Origin of the sequence: Pontixanthobacter rizhaonensis, assembly GCF_012972675.1 — a bacterium.
Classification (GTDB): domain Bacteria; phylum Pseudomonadota; class Alphaproteobacteria; order Sphingomonadales; family Sphingomonadaceae; genus Pontixanthobacter; species Pontixanthobacter rizhaonensis.
The window spans coordinates 294,508-310,682 of record NZ_JABCRE010000003.1; the positions used below are offsets into that span (position 1 = coordinate 294,508).

A 16,175-nucleotide genomic window follows, 5' to 3' on the forward strand; every position below is an offset into this window, starting at 1 on the left:
GTTACACATCTTCAAATACTGCCGGGCGCTTGGCCATACCTGCCATCACAGCTTCAATCTGGTTCTTGGACCGCATAATACCGTGCTGTTCGATGCTCTCTTCCATCAGTAGCGTATCATTATCTTCATCCGCCATCTTATTATGGAGCCGCTTGGCTGCACGGATCGCATGCGGATTACGGTTTGCGATCTCGGTCGCGATGGTGGTTGCACGGGCATGCGGGTCGGCATCCACGAAAGTTGCCAATCCATATTCTAGCGCCTCGGCACCGGTAAACTGCCGGTTGGTGTAAACGAGCTCTCGCAGCATATCGTCCCGAACAAGGCCTCTCCATAAAGCATAGCCACCCATATCCGGCACCAAGCCCCATTTAAGTTCCATAATAGCCATTCTGGAATCGGGTGCTGCCACGCGGATGTCGGCGCCGCTCGCAATTTGCATCCCGCCGCCAAAGCACACCCCGTGGATTGCACACACAACTGGCACCGGTAACTTCCGCCACTGCGTCGCAACCTGCTGGAATTTGTTAGAATTGCCAAAGGTGCGTTCGGTCAAACCCGGTTCATCAGCAGCTGGTTCACGGCCGAAAGTCGACGTATCCAGTCCAGCGCAAAAGCTCGGCCCCTCGCCTGACAAAACCACGGCACGCAGGCCTTTCATCGTATGCAGCGCCTGACCGGCCTGAATAATACGCTCAAACATTTCAGGATCGAGGGCATTCATCTTGTCGGGCCGTGTGAGCCGTACCTGCGCGACTCCATCATCACCCAAATCGATTGAAACGCGGTCGTTTGCGGGGAATTCCATGCTACTCACCTGATCATTGAACCTGTCAGGCAATGTTACTCAAACACGCACCGCTGTCCAGAGATACTGCCGTTGAAACGCCCCCAGAAATTCAGCAACCGACTTCACAACAAGTCACCCGTCCGCATGGAATAGCATTCGCCAGAAGTGAGGATCAGATGGTCCAGAACCGATAGGCCGAGCATGGGCGCTGCGTGGGCTACACGCTTGGTTGCCCGGATATCGTTGTCGCTGGGCGAACATACCCCGGACGGGTGATTATGCGCCATCAGAAATGAAGATGCGCCGATCGAAAGTGCTTGTCGAAACAGGCTTTGCATATCCAGTTCGACACCATTTCGAGTCCCACAGGCGATCACCTCGTCCCCCAGATAACGCCCCCGCCCATCACAGAAAATGATCATGAGCTTTTCAACCGCTGTGGCACATAAACGCCGGCGAAGGAAAATATGGAGCTGCCGGTCAGCGGGATCGAGCCGGGCGCTGACCGCACGCTCATTTCGAACCCCGTCGACCAGCTCGCAAGCAGCGACCAGCAAGGCCTTAAGATTGCGGCCATCTGGCCCCAGCTTTGCGAAATCCATATCCGAAGCGCGCAATGCCCGCCCTAAAGTGCCGAACTCGTTCCGCACTGCCTTGGCTATACGGGGTGCTGACGTTCCGAGGAAAGGGGCGAGGAGCCCCTCCATGATCTGTAATTGCCGTGGCGCTTCACTCGCCGATGATGGAGCCATATGCCGAAGCCCAGAATGATGATCTGAAAATAGGACGGACCGGAAAACATCACCACATAAGCGATTGGCGATATCGTCTCGCTCAAACCGCGGGCCAAATGCGCTAGAACTGCAATGATCTGGAGGCCGGCCAGCCATAATGTATACATCCTGTTAGCCTGCGCCGCTATCACAATAAGTGATATTGCAGCCATCAGGTCCATAAGCATCGGCCCATAATCCAACGACGGTGAGGCATAGGTTGGATGAAAGGTCCAATTATAGAGCTGGAATGCTGCGAATAAGGCCACCATTGTAGAAGCCGCCGCTTTTTCTGGGCCTGCCCCGATCCTGAAGGAAAAGAGGAAACACCCCAGCAACAGCAGATCCAAGCCGCGACCCTGATAGTCATTCCATAGCTCTATAATTGTCAGAGACGGTCCTCTCTATACGTTTTCCAGCTTCTGCGAAGTAACGGTCTCCGCCAATGCAGAAGGTTCAAGATCCGTGGGCACGCCGGGTTTATCAGCATACACTTTGGCAACTTTGCTGAGTTCATCATGAACACGCAACAGATTTGTCGACATTGACATCGCTTGTTGTTCCGCTTGAGCCAGCCGCAATATGGCACGCTGGCCGGTATCGACCTCCACATCGGGATTCTGTCGGGCTTGAAGCATCGCCTGCTTTAATTTTGCGCAGGCCAGCATCGTCTCATCCGACAGCGCTTCGGCTTCCCGGACCAATTTTTTAATCTGAAGCGCATCGGAATATATTGCACTATCCATAACCGTTTCTCCGTTGGGCGGTTGGCCCACGGTTTTGTCCGCCTATGGGCCTTGATTTTCGGTACGCAATGACGCTTTGCCGTCCAAAACCTCGCTGACGGTAACTGCCGCTGCCACTACCAATATGACAGCCGCGACAATCCCAAATGCGATGCCGATCATCGCTGCGAAACGTCTTAGAACGGCGTGATCGCCATCTAACATATGTGGGACGACCACCGGCTCCCGGGACTTTGTCCAAGGCGCATCGATGAGGACGTGATGCGCATCAGAAAAAGCAATCTTGCCAGGGTCGACCCGGGATCCCTGATCCGGGAAAATCGGCTCGTCCGGCAGCTGAGTATTTCTATATAGAGAATTACTATAGGGGTCTTCTGGCCCCACTTCCTTCACGCAAGCTTCTGATTTATAGCTAGAAAATGACCGGTACCGCTCGACCAATTCATTCATGCTTTCGCACTCAAATTTGTCTTTGAGAGTACGAATATGCTGATTGATACGCGCTTCAGACAGGCCTAAATCGCCTGCGATCACTTTAATCGGCACGCGCCTATCGATCCGTTCCAGCACATCGCGCTGGCGGTCAGTCAGCTTTGGTATCGCCGGAGCGTTCATGGCCGATTTCGGTCTTTCATCCGTGACAGGGTAAAATATTGCATCATGAGAATCAACGACGGGCGCCTATTTCGTTCCAAGCCGGATCAGATAGTGTCCCTAATTCACACCAAGTGAGGTCAGATACCGCTTAACATTCCGGGCAGCTTGTCTCAGCCTTTGCTCATTTTCGACCATCGCAATACGCACAAACCCTTCGCCTTCTTCGCCATATCCCACGCCCGGGGCGACCGCGACTTCGGCTTCGGTCAGTAATTGCTTGGAAAATTCGAGGCTGCCCATCTCTTTCAAGGCAGGCGGCAACGGCGCCCAAGCGAACATTGATGCCGGCGGCGGGGGGATATCCCAACCGGCACGGCCGAACGCTTCCACCATCACATCACGGCGTTTTTGATACAATTCGCGGTTACTCGCGACAATGTCCTGCGGGCCGTTCAGCGCCGCGCAGGCAGCCGCTTGAATTGGCGTAAAGGCACCATAATCGAGATAGGATTTCACCCTCGTCAGCGCAGCAATGAGCGCCTTATTGCCTACCGCGAAGCCCATCCGCCAACCGGCCATCGAATACGTCTTGGACATTGAGGTGAATTCAACCGCCACATCCTTGGCACCGGGCGCCTGCATAATGGATGGGGTTGGATTGCCGTCAAAATACAGCTCCGAATAGGCAAGGTCAGACAGTACCCACACCTCATTCTTCTTAGCCCAGGCCACCAACCGCTCATAGAACGCCAGATCAACCACCTCGGCGGTCGGATTGGAGGGATAGTTGACTACCAATACGCTCGGACGCGGTACGGTGAACGCCATCGCATTATCGAGTGCCCGCCAATATTCCTCGTCAGGTGTTGTTGGTACGGCGCGAATGGTTGCCCCTGCGATAATGAACCCGAAGGTGTGGATCGGATATGACGGGTTGGGTGCCAAAATTACATCGCCCGGCGCAGTGATCGCATTGGCCAGACTGCCAAGACCTTCCTTCGACCCCATGGTGACCACTATTTCGGATTCTGGATCAAGGTCAACGCCGAACCGTTGCGCGTAATAATTCGCCTTCGCTTTGCGCAAGCCGGGAATACCGCGTGACTGGGAATATCCATGCGCGGTTGGCTTCTGCGCCACTTCGCATAGCTTATCGATCACGTGCTGGGGCGGCGGTTGATCGGGATTGCCCATACCAAGATCGATGATATCGCGCCCTTCTTGCCGCGCGGTCGCCCGCATCGCATTGACTTCTGCGATAACGTAGGGCGGCAAACGCTTCATGCGGTAAAAGTCGGTATTCATAGTTCGATCGGTTCCAAAACAAGCTGAATTCGCATTCAGAAACGTGCAAATGCGCGTTTCAAGGTTGAGCCCTATCCTAGCTGCGCTACAATCGCTCAATCAGCAATCCTTTAATGCGGAAAATACCGGCTTTTCCGGGATAATCGGCTGGCAAAACAGAATGGGACAATCATGGATCAAGACGATACCCCAGCTGCGCCTTTTGCTGCGATGATGCAAATGCAGACAAAAATCATGCAGGATATGCTGGGTACGGTATTACCTGCCGGGCAAATGCCGGATGCCCCGATGATGCCCTTCCCGACTGTAGAAATGTCTCCAAGCAGCCTCGAAGACTGGCAAGCCGTCAGTCAAAAACTGCAAATGATGTGGCAAGAATTTCAGGCTGAGCAGAGCCAATCCGCGGAACCGAAGCTGGCCCTTGTAGACCCGCTGGAATGGCTAGGGGCGATGCAAAACTGGTATCGTCAAATGCCCATTTCAAAGCCCGACGCTCAAAAACAGCTTTGGGAGGAAAGCCTGGAGTTGTGGCAAACTGTGCTGGGCCGGTACGGAATCGGGCCAGAAGCCTTGAAAGAGCGGGAAACAGACCTTCCGCGATCTGACCGCAGGTTCAAAGACCGGCGCTGGAGCGATCAGCCTGCATTTGCGCTTATTCATCAAACCTATCTGCTCATTTCCGAGCGCCTCCATGCCATGGTCGATGAGATTGAGGGTTTGGATGATGCCAAACGTAAGCAGTTGCGTTTCGCCACGAAGGCCATGATCGAAGCCATGAGTCCGGCCAACTTCCCGACTTTGAACCCGCTCGTGATCGAACGAACTCTCGAGACGAAAGGCGAAAGCCTTGTCTCCGGCATGGAGAACCTGTTCACCGATTTGAAACGCGGGCAACTCACACACACCGATCCAGACGCGTTTACGCTCGGCGAGAACATTGCAGCCACGCCGGGCAAGGTCGTTCATGAAACGCCGCTCTATCAAGTAATCCAGTACAGCCCGACGACACCAACCGTATTGGAAACGCCGCTGGTTATTTTTCCGCCTTGGATCAACCGGTTCTACATTCTTGATCTCAACCCCAAAAACAGCTTCATTCGTTGGGCTGTGGAACAGGGCGTGACCACCTTTGTGGTCAGTTGGAAATCAGCCGATTCCAGTATGTCGGACATTGTCTGGGGCGACTATATTCGCGCGCAGATAGACGTAATTGATTACATTCGTGAGCGTCTCAAAGTGCCTTCCGTCCACACGATCGGGTATTGCGTCGCCGGTACAACGCTGGCCGCTGCACTGGCGATACTCCATGCGCGTGACCAACAAGACAAGGTGAAGTCAGCCACGTTTTTTACCGCCCAAGTAGATTTTACCAAGGCGGGCGATCTGCTGCACTTTATCGACGACCAGCAATTGGCAGGAATCGAGAAGCTGTGCACCGACGGCTATCTTGACGGCCGATACATGGCTGCCGCGTTCAATCTGCTGCGCGGAAACAGTCTAATCTGGAATTACTGGGTCGATAATTATCTGATGGGCAATGGGTACCCTGCTTTCGACCTGCTCCACTGGAACGGGGATGTAACCAACCTCCCGGCAAAATGGCACCAAGCCTATTTGCGCGATCTGTATCGCGACAACAAACTGATACAGCCCGGCGCGCTAGAGGCGGATGGCGAACCGATCGACCTTCGCTTGGTGAAAACCCCGTCTTACGTGCAGGCTGGCAAGGAAGACCATATCGCCCCAGCCGAGAGCGTTTGGGAAATTACCAACCACTTCAACGGACCGTTGCGATTTGTCTTAGCCGGATCGGGACATATTGCCGGTGTGGTCAATCCGCCGGAGTCCGGAAAATATCAATATTGGACCAACACGGCCGATCCGCAGTCTTTGGGCGAGTTCATTGCGGGCGCTACCGAAACCGCTGGAAGCTGGTGGCCTGATTGGATTGAATGGCTCCGATCCCAAGATACCACAGAAATACCGGTTAAAGGGAAACGCAAACCGGGTGGCAAAGGCGATAAAACTATCGAAGATGCCCCAGGCCGGTATGTCATGACTCGATAAACCTATAATAATCAGTGCTTTGCTGAATTATGGTGCACTGCACAAAAAACTCTTGACTTCGCAGCTGCAATATCTATTTTGTGCAGTGCAACATGAGGAGTGTCAGATGCACTCTGCGACGTAAGAGGTTATCACCATGGCTACCAATGCTAGCAAGATCGATGCAGCCGCCGAGAAGGCATATGCTGAAGCCGCTGCTAAACAAGCAGATGCCAAGCCCGCAACTGATGAAGTGAACATCAATGCAGTGGCAAAAGCTGTAGAAGCAGACAAACCTGCTCCAGCCAAAAAAGCGACTGCTGCAAAAACTGCCGCCAAGAAAGCGCCAGCCAAAAAGACTGCCGTTAAAAAGACTGCCACAAAGCCGGCTGCCAAAAAAGTTGCCGCCAAGAAAACTGCGTCGCCGAAGACCGCCGCTAAGAAAACCGCCACAAAGAAAGCAGCACCGAAGCGCAAGCCGGCCACTGCTAAATCACCTGTTTCCACAAAGGACACCATCATGACCAAAGCACAAACCAAAGCCGCTGACCTGACAGCACAAGCCAAAGAAGGCCTGTCTGACATCCAAACACGCGCGAAGACAGCGTTTGATAAAGGCAGCGAGATCGCGACAGACATGGGCGAATTTACCAAGGGTAACGTTGAAGCTGTTGTAGAATCAGGCAAGATCCTTGCTTCTGGTATGCAAGACATGGCCAAAGGCTATATCGCTGAAGGCAAGACTGCTGTCGAAACAATGACCGCTGACGTTAAAGACGTTGCTGCTGTCAAATCTCCAACAGAGTTCGTCGAGCTGCAAAGCAAGATCGTTAGCCGTAACTTCGACGCAACGGTTGCGACATTCTCCAAGAACACCGAAACCATGCTCAAGCTCGCAAATGACGCTTTCGCACCGCTGTCTGGCCGCATGAGCCTGGCCATGGAAAAGGTCCGCAAAGCGGCATAAGCTTGATCAATTCAATATGATCAGTTTCCGCCGGCCCCCTCTCCATTTTCCGGCGAAACATTGAAACGGGCCGGGTAGCATTGCTACTCGGCCCGTTTTTCTTGCAGCTTTTGCTATTACCAGGGCAATAGCCCCCTTGCGGATTAAGCGCGGAATACGATATTGTCTGATGTAATGAAGAGCTTGATCCACATCCCAAACAACCAAACCGCCACCATCCGCGCAGCTGACGACCCATCAGGCGGCAGTGATGAAGGCGATGAGGATGGACAGGTCGGGGTCGCGACCAAGGCTAAAGCCAAACCGAAAAAGCCAAGCCAGTATAAAGTATTGCTGCTGAATGACGATTACACACCGATGGAATTCGTCGTTGCGGTTCTGAAAAACTTCTTCCGGATGGATCTGGAACAGGCCACCCGCGTAATGCTGCACGTCCATCAAAAGGGTGTCGGCGTATGCGGGGTTTTCCCATACGAAGTTGCTGAAACCAAAGTGAACCAAGTGATGGATTTCGCGCGCGAAAACCAACATCCCTTGCAATGTACGCTGGAAAAGGCCTGACTTTAGTCGGTGGATATGCGCAAAGTTTTGCGAGGGGGCATGACCTGATGGGCAATTCAGGCTAACGCTGCGCAAACCATCGATAAAGAGAGCTAATTTTTCTCAGCGTGTTCAACTTTATTCCCGCCATTGACCGATATATTCTTCGGCTCGTGATCGTGCCGATGATTGGCGTGTTCACTCTGGCGGCCTCTCTCCTAATCCTCGACAAAATGCTCCGGCTGTTTGACTTTGTCGCGGTTGAAGGCGGCCCCGTCGGGGTTGTGTTCAAGATGCTTGGCGCATTGATTCCGGAATATGCCAGCCTTGCGATTCCGCTGGGGTTGCTGCTGGGAATTCTGCTGGCATTCCGCAAGCTGGCTACATCCAGTGAGCTTGATGTATTCCGCGCGGTGGGACTGGGTTACGGGCGATTGCTGCGCGGCCCCTACATCATCACCGTTATCCTTATGGCTGCCAATGTCGCGCTGGTTTTCTACGTCCAGCCAGTCAGCCGGTATTATTACGAACAACTGGAATATGAACTGCGTTCCGGCGCGCTGGGTGCGTCCATCAAAGTCGGTGAGTTCACCACGCTGAAGGACAGAATGGCGCTAAGGATTGATGAAAGCCGCGACGATGGGCGCGAGCTGATCGGCATTTTTGCCCGTGCCCAAAACAGCGAGGGTGAAGTGCTGTCGATTACCGCGAAAGAGGGCAACTTTCTCGCTACAAAAGACAGCCCCGATACGATCATACTTCGCCTGACCGACGGCACAATTGTCCAACGGACCGGGGCAGAAGGCAGCACACCCCGGGTACTCAGCTTTACCCGCCATGACTTACCAATCGACTTGCCCAGAGTGGAAGAGTTTCGCGCACGCGGCGATGCTGAGCGGGAATATATCCTGCCCGAACTTGTCCGCATTGGCTGGTCGGATAATGAAACAGAAGCCAAGCGGGATGCCAGTCAGGCCAGTTTCAATTTCAGGCTGGTCGAAGTGGTGATGATGATCCTGATGCCTCTATTGGCGGTCGCGCTTGCTATACCCCCCAAACGATCATCCTCTGCACTGGGGGTATTTGTGTCGATTGTGATGGTTGTCGCTTATCACAAGGTCAACCAATATGGGGAAGACATCGCCGCATTGGGCCGGATTGATCCGATCATTGCCCTTTGGGGGCCGTTCTTCATCTTCGCCGCGCTGATAGTATGGATGTATTACCGCGTGGCATTTGTCCCGGGCGGACAAGCCATCGGAGCGCTTGAAACCGCATTTGGCAAAGCTACAAAACAATTCGGCAAACTGTTCAGCCGCAAAAAGCGCGGCAACGATACAGCCGCTGCGCTGGCACCAGCAGAATAGAGGCGGCTGCGATGCAACTTGATTTTTTCCCGTCGCGATCGCTGACGATCTATCTGGCGAAGATGTTCGTGCTCAGGATCATTGCGATGCTGGCCGTGCTTGTGTTGGTACTGATGGCGCTGGATTTGCTCAGCAATACCGGAAAGATCCTGGCCGCGGAGGGCAATGGGCAAGACGAATTGTGGAAGTATGTCATGCTGCGGCTCCCGCAACTGATATCGCGCTTTCTGCCCTATTCGGTCCTGCTCGCGACATTGATCACGTTGGTCACGCTGAACCAGAATAGCGAAGTAATCGCGATGAAAGCTGCGGGCCTATCCGCGCATCAGGTCCTCGCCCCGCTTCTGCTGACCGCTTTGGTTGTGGCCGGCCTCAGCTTTGCTTTCAATGAACGGTTTGTCACCCGTGCCAACGCCTCGCTCAAAGCGTGGGAGGGGGCACAATACGGCCCCATTCCCGAAGAAACCGGTGTGCGGACCAATGTCTATATGACTGACGGGGCCAATATTCTGACCGCCGCCACGATTACCGGGACAGGCACTGACATCTCGATGCAGGATGTCACATGGTATAGCCGCGATCCCAATGGCAAGCTTGCGGAACAGATCAATGCCAACAGCGCCAGCTTTGCAAGTCCAGGATGGCGTTTACAGGGGGTTGAACGCTTCAACGTCGCAGCGGCCAATACCTCCGGGGTGGATGAACTCATCGTCGGCGAAGGTTTGACCATTTCCCAAATTGAGCTCGACAGCGTTGATGCCGATGCACAGGGGTTCTTCGAACTGTCGCGCTCCATTGATGCTTATGAAGCGGTTGGCCGCCGGACCAGCGAGCTGAGAGCCAAATGGTGGCACAAATTGTCCGGGCCGCTATCCGCCTTCCTGATGCCATTGCTCGGCGCGGTCGCGGCCTTCGGACTTGCCCGATCCGGACAGCTTTTCGTGCGCGCGATTATCGGCATGGGATTGGGTTTTGCCTATTTTGTGGTCGATAATGCGGCGCTCGCTATGGGCAGTTTCGGCGGATATCCGCCATTTCTGGCTGCATGGGCTCCGTTCTTTTTGTTCCTGTTTATCGGTGAGACTGTCCTGATCCGGACGGAAGAATGACGACCGAAGAATGGTCTCTGCGTCTCGCACAGATGGACGATGCAGAGCATCTGCCCGCCATCGAACGTGCGGCGGGCCAGCTATTTTCAGGCGATCCGGATCTAACAAATATTGACTTCGATGATGTTTGGACCGCTGCCGAGCATCGTCAGTTCATAAGACGGGGGCACTGCCTGGTGGCGGCTGCCGGCGAGCTGATTGTGGGTTTTCTGACCAGCCAGCCATTCCGCCGCGAATTGCACATATGGGAAATGTCGGTTCATCCCGATTTCCAGCAATGCGGCATTGGCGCTGGATTGTTAAGGGCGTGCATCATTGATGCAAATAATAGCGGCTTTTCAGCTATTACCTTAACCACGTTTCGTGATGTCCCGTGGAATAGACCGTTTTATCAAAAAATCGGCTTCACCGTGGTGGAGGACATGGCGGCCCACCCTAGATTGGCTGATGAAATCAGCGAGGAAGCCAATAACGGCTTACCGCGCGACAGACGCTGCGGCATGATCTACTTTATAGGATAAACCCGATCGGTCGCGAGTTAGCGGACCCGCATCGTGCTGCGCGCGATCCGCCAGACCAACGCCATCATCCCGCCATGATTGGCCCCGTCAAAGGTGGATCCGGTGCCAAGATGCTTTGCCAAGCGGCGATGCGCTTCGGGCAGTGAATGATACGGCATACTGGGCAACAAGTGGTGCAGCGCGTGATAGCGTAGCCCAACCGGTGCCCAAACCTCTGCCAAGAAGCCCGGCGGCGGAACATTCACTGAATCGAGATATTGCGCCGTCACCGTCATCGGTTCGCCTTCATTCTCCCACAAATGCGCCACCAGTGTGCGCAATTGGTTCAGAACCGCAGTCAGAGAGAAAACCGCCAAAGCTACCAACAAAGGCTTCCAACCGAGCACAAAGATGCTGCCGATAAGGGCCCAAGACCACACCATGCCGAGCGCCTCTTGCCAGAATACGCGGCGCTTTAAATCACCTTCTGGCGGGCGGCGGCGGAAATCGGGGTTAATCGCCAATGCAGAGGCCCGTTCCCAGACCAGCTTGCGTATTGGCGGAAAAATTGCGCCCAGCGGAACAAGAATGCCAAACCGGATCAGCAATGCAGGCGGCGCCAGCAATGCAATCAACACAAAGGCAGGCAGCGACCACGGCTTCATCAATGCAAGCGGCAAATATTCAGGATCCTCTGCCGTGCCGTAGCGCGTGCGGGCATGATGCAGCGTGTGAACGCCTTCATACATGTAAGAAGGGGTCAGCATCACCATACCGACAAGCACATTCCATGTGGTTCGGAAACCCGGCAATGCATTTTTGTGCAAATGCGAAATCTCATGGATGAACAGCAGCGCGCGGTAGAGCGACAAGGCAGCGACAATACCCATGAACACTGCCAGCGCTGTATTTTCCAGCAGAATGGCAGCGGCCAATGACCCATATCCAACCACCGCAGAACCCAGCATATCAGTCCAGTATATCCCGGCGCGTGCTTCCGAAATGTCTTTGGTCAAGTCGCGCGCGGCGCGCAGCATTTCCTTGTCATCAGCGATGGGCGAGCTGACCGGCTTGCCAGCTGCCGTGGCAGGGCCCGATCCGGTATCTATGGTGCGTTGTATGTTCATCATCTATTTCCAAGGGCCTATTAGCCGACTTTATCCTGTCACAACAGCCCCAACCCGCCACGGTTCCTGAAGCCTGTTTCTTGACAAAGGCCAGTAAGCACAGACAGGGCTAATAGCAGCTGAACAGTGAGTAGCCCGTGACTGACAACACCATACATATCATGCCCGCAAATACTAAGGCAGAACGTGCTGCCTTTGTTGACCTCGGCCGAAAATTTGCCGCAGCGACACCAAACAGCGTGCCGCAGCTGCGTAGCGAACAACTGGAACTGGTTGATCCGGCCAAGAATCCATTCTTCGGGCACGCCCGCGTTCAGCTCTACATGGCCTTTCGCGGCGGTATCGCTGTTGGACGTATATCCGCCCATATTGATGAACTGGCTCTGGAACTGCCCCGCGAGCAAGGGATGGGACCTGGGACCGGTATGTTCGGGTATTTTGACGCGGAGGACGAAGACGTCGGCAAAGCGCTGATGGCACAAGCGGAACAGTGGTTGCGCGATCAAGGCATGAACAGGGTGCTGGGGCCAATCAGTATGTCGATTTGGGAAGAACCCGGCCTGCTCACGCTGGGTCATGATCACCCGCCGATGATCATGATGGGCCACCATCCTGCCCATTATCAGGCATGGATTGAAGGCAATGAATACACCGTTGCCAAACGGCTTCTGACCTATGATCTGGAAGTTTCCAAAAAATTCCCCCCCATTGTCGAGCGCGTGGTCAAAGCCACCCAGCGTAACGGAAAAATCAAAATGCGCGCGGCAGATAAAAGCCGTTTTGCTGACGAGGTCCGGATAATCCTCGATATTTTGAACGACGCATGGTCCGATAATTGGGGCTTTGTGCCATTTACGGACCGAGAGATCGCCTATGCGGCCAAAAAACTGAAACCACTCGTCCATCCTGAACTGATCAAAATTGTCGAGTTGGAAGGAAGGCCTATCGCCTTCATTATTACGTTACCCAACGTGAATGATGTGCTGACCGAAATTAACGGGAAAATGCTGCCATTTGGCTGGCTGAAACTATTGAAATGGTCGCGAAAACCCGTGAATACCGGGATGCGGGTTCCGTTAATGGGTGTCTTGAAGGAATTTCATGGCAGCCGGATGGCAAGCCAATGCGCCTTCCTGATGATCGACGAAATACGCCGCAATGCCGATGAAGTCTTCAATTCCAGACACGGAGAAATCGGATGGATATTGGACGACAACCAGGGAATGGTCTCCATCGCCGACATGATTAACAGTAAAATCAATCGCGAATATCTGATCTACGAGAAATCGCTGTAACCGCCCAAAATTAAAAGGCCTCCACTCCGGTTGCGGAGTGGAGGCCTTAGGATCATATCACCACCGCTTGGACGGGAGGGGGGTCTCGGCGGTGATACAAGATAAATGCTCACCCAGCCGGTCGGTTCCTGCCGAAAATAAAAAATCGTCAGAAAATCACTAAACCATTGATTTCATATGCGTAATTTCGATGATTTCTTGCATAGTCCAGCTTGGAATGCCAAAAATTCACAAATGGCCCTCGGATAAAAATTACGTTTGCAAAAACCGGAACATTCAGGCCTTGTAACCGTTAGTGCTGGTCTCGGATGTGTATGCGTCCATATTAGAATTTGAATAGGGAACGTATTCCATGTCGCTTGGTCAAGAAATCGCCCAACATCTCCCGTTTCTGCGCCGCTATGCAAGGGCGCTAACAGGCTCTCAACAATCCGGGGACAGCTTCGTCAGCGCCACGCTGGAAGCTGCACTGGCAGATGATGCGCTCAAAGCGAGCCTGTCTGACGGGCGCGTGCCGTTATATGCAGCCTTCAACAAAGTCTGGTCGAGCGCATATCTGGAAGTTGAAGGCAGCGCAGGAACGGTGAGCGAGCACGAGGCAGCTGCGCAAGGACGGCTGCGTCAAGTTACGCCTCTGAACCGTCAGGCTCTTTTGCTGACCACATTGGAAGACTTCACCCTCGCAGAAGCCGCGCAGATCATGGATCTGGATCAAGACAATGTTCAGCGACTGATCACTGAAGCTGTTTCAGAAATCGACAAAGAATCTGCAACACGCGTTCTGATTATCGAGGATGAGCCGCTCATCTCGATGCAATTGGAAGACCTCGTGACGGGCCTTGGCCACGAAGTGTGCGGCACCGCTGCAACCAGAACGCAGGCAACCGAACTCGCGGCATCAACAACACCGGGTCTTGTACTCGCTGATATCCAACTGGCCGATGGCTCATCCGGCCTCGATGCGGTCGATGATATCCTGCAAATGGGCAGCGTTCCGGTAATCTTTATTACAGCATATCCAGAGCGGTTGCTGACCGGCGACCGGCCCGAACCAACCTATCTCGTCACCAAGCCATTCCAAGAAGCAACGGTGCGAACCGCGATCAGCCAAGCTCTGTTCTTCGGATCGAGCAAGCCGCTAGACTAGCGTTCAATTAGACTAGCGCTCAATCGTGATTTTCATTGGGTACAGTACAGATCTAGCCCGATTTGTGGGCACGGATCGCAAAATCGCTAGGCTTGCGCAACGGCACGGTAAGCTTGCATTCGACACCAGACGGGTGGAAGTTTAGCTCGACCGGATTGCGCAGCTCATGCGCGACGATCTTTTCAATAAGATTGGTACCAAAACCGCAAACCCGTTCCTCAGACACAGTCGGCCCACCAGACTCACGCCATTCCAGCCGCGCCAATTCGTCACTGAGTTTCGCCCATGAAATATGAACGCTGCCGCCTGATTGGCTGAGCGCGCCATATTTCGCTGCATTGGTGGCAAGCTCGTGGATCGCAAGGCCGAGTGACAACGCATCGCTGGGCGCCAATTCGACTTCCGGGCCTTCCAGATTAAGAACATTGTCATGGTTTTTGGCATAGGGTGCCATCTCTGCGACGATCAAATCGCGGATTGGCGTCGTTCCCCAATCGGATTGGGTGAGCAAGTCATGCGTTGCCGATAGCGCCCGAATGCGCCCGTCCAAACTATCTGCAAAATCATCGAGAGACTTGGACCGGCGGCGCGTCAGGGCGATGATCGACAAGACGTTGGCCAGCGTATTTTTGACCCGGTGGTTCAGTTCTCTGGTCAAGGAATCCCTGATCGAACTCTGTTCTTTCAACCAAGCCAGTGAGGCATCGTCTTCAATTGCCTGACGCGTCAGCAAACGCACCACGATCATCAACAAGCTGCCCACCAAAATGCCGAATAGCAGCGTCAATATCGAAAGTTTAGAGAGAGAATAGCCGCGCGCTGACTCTACCTCCAGCACCATTTGCCGACTGGCGATGGTGACAGGTTCTGAAACTGTAACACCGGTGCGCTGGCGCGGCGCAATTTCGGCAAGCAAATTTCCTGGCGCATTGGGCCCGTCAAACAATCGCAAACCCTTATCGCCGCGTGTTTCCAATTCTAGTGCAGATGCCAGAAATTCGTTGGCATTGAACGGGCTGTAAACAAAACCTTTGGGTGGTTGTGCGGATCGGCCCTCAACGAATGTTGGCATATAGATAATAAAGCCCGCTTCGCTGCCTTCGCCCTCTTGCAGCAGAACCAGCTTACCGCTGGCGATTGGACGGTTGGTTTGCCGGGCAAGATCCATCGCTGCCCGCCGCACTGGTTCGGAATACATATCATAGCCGGTCGCTCTGCGGTTTCGTTCTGTGTCCGGCCGGAGGAGAGTGACCGGGACGACTGCCGACTGCCCTACCGCAACGTCAGGCAGAACCCGAATGCTCTCCCCAAACTGCGCTTCGTAATCCTGCTCAAATTGTTCGACCCCGGAAGCGGTCAGGCGTTTCGCCCAACCCAAACCATCTGCACCGCGATAATCGGAATCAAGCTGTATATTACTGACAAACCGGTCAAATAATTCCGGGGTGACATCTGCGTTGGTACTGAACAATGCGGCGCCGGCCCTGAGATAAGAGGCAGTCGTTCCGCCCCGCCTCTCCAAAGCCGAGGCAACTGCTTTCGCCCGTTCACGCAGCTCAGCATGTTCCTGCTGATGCTCCCCGCGCTCTATGGCGAAGACGCTTAGCCCGGTTATCGCCGCAATAAGCAGGAAAACAGCCGCCGGCAGGGCGCGCGGAAAGTCCATCATCAGGCGCCGCACACGGCGATCATGAGAGACTTGTTCTACCACATTACCCTTTCTGCTATTTGCTATCTAATTCACACGCAGCCACTACAATGTTTGTGCAATCATTCAGTCGCTCCTAAACGGAACCAAACACAGCGGGCTTCGTTCCCTTATTATACATCAATAGAAATCGCGGCAGATTGCGCCGCAAGCTAACC

17 protein-coding genes are annotated in these 16,175 nt (G+C 54.0%); 8 read left to right on the forward strand and 9 right to left on the reverse strand.

The window, feature by feature from the left end:
- Position 1: 1 nt before the first annotated feature.
- The 6 genes from HKD42_RS09160 to HKD42_RS09185 all read right to left on the reverse strand — a co-directional run bounded on the left by HKD42_RS09160 (position 2) and on the right by HKD42_RS09185 (position 4,211).
- A complete protein-coding gene (locus HKD42_RS09160; protein ID WP_170012671.1) occupies positions 2–808 on the reverse strand; it encodes a crotonase/enoyl-CoA hydratase family protein in 807 nt (268 codons plus the stop codon).
- Positions 809–912: 104 nt separating this feature from the next.
- Positions 913–1,440 (reverse strand): JAB domain-containing protein, encoded by a 528-nt coding sequence (locus HKD42_RS13410; RefSeq protein WP_170012673.1) that lies wholly within the window; start codon positions 1,438–1,440, stop codon positions 913–915.
- Positions 1,441–1,448: 8 nt separating this feature from the next.
- The gene (locus tag HKD42_RS09170; RefSeq protein ID WP_170012675.1) at positions 1,449–1,913 is read right to left on the reverse strand and encodes a hypothetical protein; all 465 of its coding nucleotides are present in this window, start codon (positions 1,911–1,913) and stop codon (positions 1,449–1,451) included.
- Between the two features lie 54 nt (positions 1,914–1,967).
- A complete protein-coding gene (locus tag HKD42_RS09175) occupies positions 1,968–2,309 on the reverse strand; it encodes a hypothetical protein (protein WP_246236941.1) in 342 nt (113 codons plus the stop codon).
- A 42-nt stretch (positions 2,310–2,351) separates the two neighbouring features.
- Positions 2,352–2,924, reverse strand: a complete 573-nt coding sequence (locus HKD42_RS09180; RefSeq protein ID WP_170012677.1) for a helix-turn-helix transcriptional regulator — start codon at positions 2,922–2,924, stop codon at positions 2,352–2,354.
- A 99-nt stretch (positions 2,925–3,023) separates the two neighbouring features.
- The gene (locus HKD42_RS09185; protein WP_170012679.1) at positions 3,024–4,211 is read right to left on the reverse strand and encodes an LL-diaminopimelate aminotransferase; all 1,188 of its coding nucleotides are present in this window, start codon (positions 4,209–4,211) and stop codon (positions 3,024–3,026) included.
- Between the two features lie 171 nt (positions 4,212–4,382).
- Between HKD42_RS09185 and HKD42_RS09190 the strand changes: the two genes are divergently transcribed.
- Positions 4,383–6,278, forward strand: a complete 1,896-nt coding sequence (locus HKD42_RS09190) for a PHA/PHB synthase family protein (protein WP_170012681.1) — start codon at positions 4,383–4,385, stop codon at positions 6,276–6,278.
- A gap of 102 nt (positions 6,279–6,380) precedes the next feature.
- Here the strand turns inward: HKD42_RS09190 and HKD42_RS13320 are convergent, their stop codons facing one another.
- Entirely contained in the window at positions 6,381–6,779 is a 399-nt protein-coding gene (locus HKD42_RS13320) for a hypothetical protein (protein WP_246236944.1), read from the reverse strand.
- On the opposite strand from HKD42_RS13320, the gene HKD42_RS13325 reads away from it, so the two are divergent.
- From HKD42_RS13325 to HKD42_RS09215, 5 genes are all read left to right on the forward strand, one after another.
- The gene (locus HKD42_RS13325) at positions 6,778–7,224 is read left to right on the forward strand and encodes a phasin family protein (protein ID WP_246236945.1); all 447 of its coding nucleotides are present in this window, start codon (positions 6,778–6,780) and stop codon (positions 7,222–7,224) included. The genes HKD42_RS13320 and HKD42_RS13325 overlap by 2 nt on opposite strands.
- 174 nt (positions 7,225–7,398) lie before the next feature.
- Positions 7,399–7,785, forward strand: a complete 387-nt coding sequence (gene clpS, locus HKD42_RS09200; protein ID WP_170012685.1) for an ATP-dependent Clp protease adapter ClpS — start codon at positions 7,399–7,401, stop codon at positions 7,783–7,785.
- A gap of 107 nt (positions 7,786–7,892) precedes the next feature.
- Positions 7,893–9,131, forward strand: coding sequence for an LPS export ABC transporter permease LptF (gene lptF, locus HKD42_RS09205; RefSeq protein ID WP_170012687.1), 1,239 nt, complete (start codon positions 7,893–7,895; stop codon positions 9,129–9,131).
- 11 nt (positions 9,132–9,142) lie between these two features.
- Positions 9,143–10,240, forward strand: a complete 1,098-nt coding sequence (gene lptG / locus HKD42_RS09210; protein WP_170012689.1) for an LPS export ABC transporter permease LptG — start codon at positions 9,143–9,145, stop codon at positions 10,238–10,240.
- A complete protein-coding gene (locus HKD42_RS09215) occupies positions 10,237–10,761 on the forward strand; it encodes a GNAT family N-acetyltransferase (RefSeq protein ID WP_170012691.1) in 525 nt (174 codons plus the stop codon). The genes lptG and HKD42_RS09215 overlap by 4 nt, the downstream gene beginning before the upstream one ends.
- Before the next feature lie 17 nt (positions 10,762–10,778).
- Here the strand turns inward: HKD42_RS09215 and HKD42_RS09220 are convergent, their stop codons facing one another.
- Entirely contained in the window at positions 10,779–11,867 is a 1,089-nt protein-coding gene (locus tag HKD42_RS09220; RefSeq protein ID WP_170013991.1) for a fatty acid desaturase family protein, read from the reverse strand.
- A gap of 161 nt (positions 11,868–12,028) precedes the next feature.
- Here HKD42_RS09220 and HKD42_RS09225 point away from each other — a divergent pair, with 161 nt between their 5' ends.
- Positions 12,029–13,162, forward strand: a complete 1,134-nt coding sequence (locus tag HKD42_RS09225; RefSeq protein WP_170012693.1) for an N-acetyltransferase — start codon at positions 12,029–12,031, stop codon at positions 13,160–13,162.
- A gap of 352 nt (positions 13,163–13,514) precedes the next feature.
- A complete protein-coding gene (locus tag HKD42_RS09230; RefSeq protein WP_170012695.1) occupies positions 13,515–14,309 on the forward strand; it encodes a response regulator in 795 nt (264 codons plus the stop codon).
- A gap of 52 nt (positions 14,310–14,361) precedes the next feature.
- Here the strand turns inward: HKD42_RS09230 and HKD42_RS09235 are convergent, their stop codons facing one another.
- On the reverse strand, positions 14,362–16,020 hold the full coding sequence (locus HKD42_RS09235; RefSeq protein ID WP_343042293.1) for a CHASE domain-containing protein: 1,659 nt from the start codon (positions 16,018–16,020) through the stop codon (positions 14,362–14,364).
- Positions 16,021–16,175: the final 155 nt, after the last annotated feature.

Excerpts from the sequence above, each read along its gene's own strand:
- HKD42_RS09160 (WP_170012671.1), bottom strand. The coding sequence starts at position 808 with ATGGAATTCCCCGCAAACGACCGCGTTTCAATCGATTTGGGTGATGAT.
- HKD42_RS09175 (WP_246236941.1), bottom strand. The coding sequence starts at position 2,309 with ATGGATAGTGCAATATATTCCGATGCGCTTCAGATTAAAAAATTGGTC.
- HKD42_RS09180 (WP_170012677.1), bottom strand. The coding sequence starts at position 2,924 with ATGAACGCTCCGGCGATACCAAAGCTGACTGACCGCCAGCGCGATGTG.
- HKD42_RS09185 (WP_170012679.1), bottom strand. The coding sequence starts at position 4,211 with ATGAATACCGACTTTTACCGCATGAAGCGTTTGCCGCCCTACGTTATC.
- HKD42_RS09190 (WP_170012681.1), top strand. The coding sequence starts at position 4,383 with ATGGATCAAGACGATACCCCAGCTGCGCCTTTTGCTGCGATGATGCAA.
- HKD42_RS13325 (WP_246236945.1), top strand. The coding sequence starts at position 6,778 with ATGACCAAAGCACAAACCAAAGCCGCTGACCTGACAGCACAAGCCAAA.
- HKD42_RS13320 (WP_246236944.1), bottom strand. The coding sequence starts at position 6,779 with ATGATGGTGTCCTTTGTGGAAACAGGTGATTTAGCAGTGGCCGGCTTG.
- clpS (WP_170012685.1), top strand. The coding sequence starts at position 7,399 with ATGAAGAGCTTGATCCACATCCCAAACAACCAAACCGCCACCATCCGC.
- lptG (WP_170012689.1), top strand. The coding sequence starts at position 9,143 with ATGCAACTTGATTTTTTCCCGTCGCGATCGCTGACGATCTATCTGGCG.
- HKD42_RS09215 (WP_170012691.1), top strand. The coding sequence starts at position 10,237 with ATGACGACCGAAGAATGGTCTCTGCGTCTCGCACAGATGGACGATGCA.
- HKD42_RS09220 (WP_170013991.1), bottom strand. The coding sequence starts at position 11,867 with ATGAACATACAACGCACCATAGATACCGGATCGGGCCCTGCCACGGCA.
- HKD42_RS09225 (WP_170012693.1), top strand. The coding sequence starts at position 12,029 with ATGCCCGCAAATACTAAGGCAGAACGTGCTGCCTTTGTTGACCTCGGC.
- HKD42_RS09230 (WP_170012695.1), top strand. The coding sequence starts at position 13,515 with ATGTCGCTTGGTCAAGAAATCGCCCAACATCTCCCGTTTCTGCGCCGC.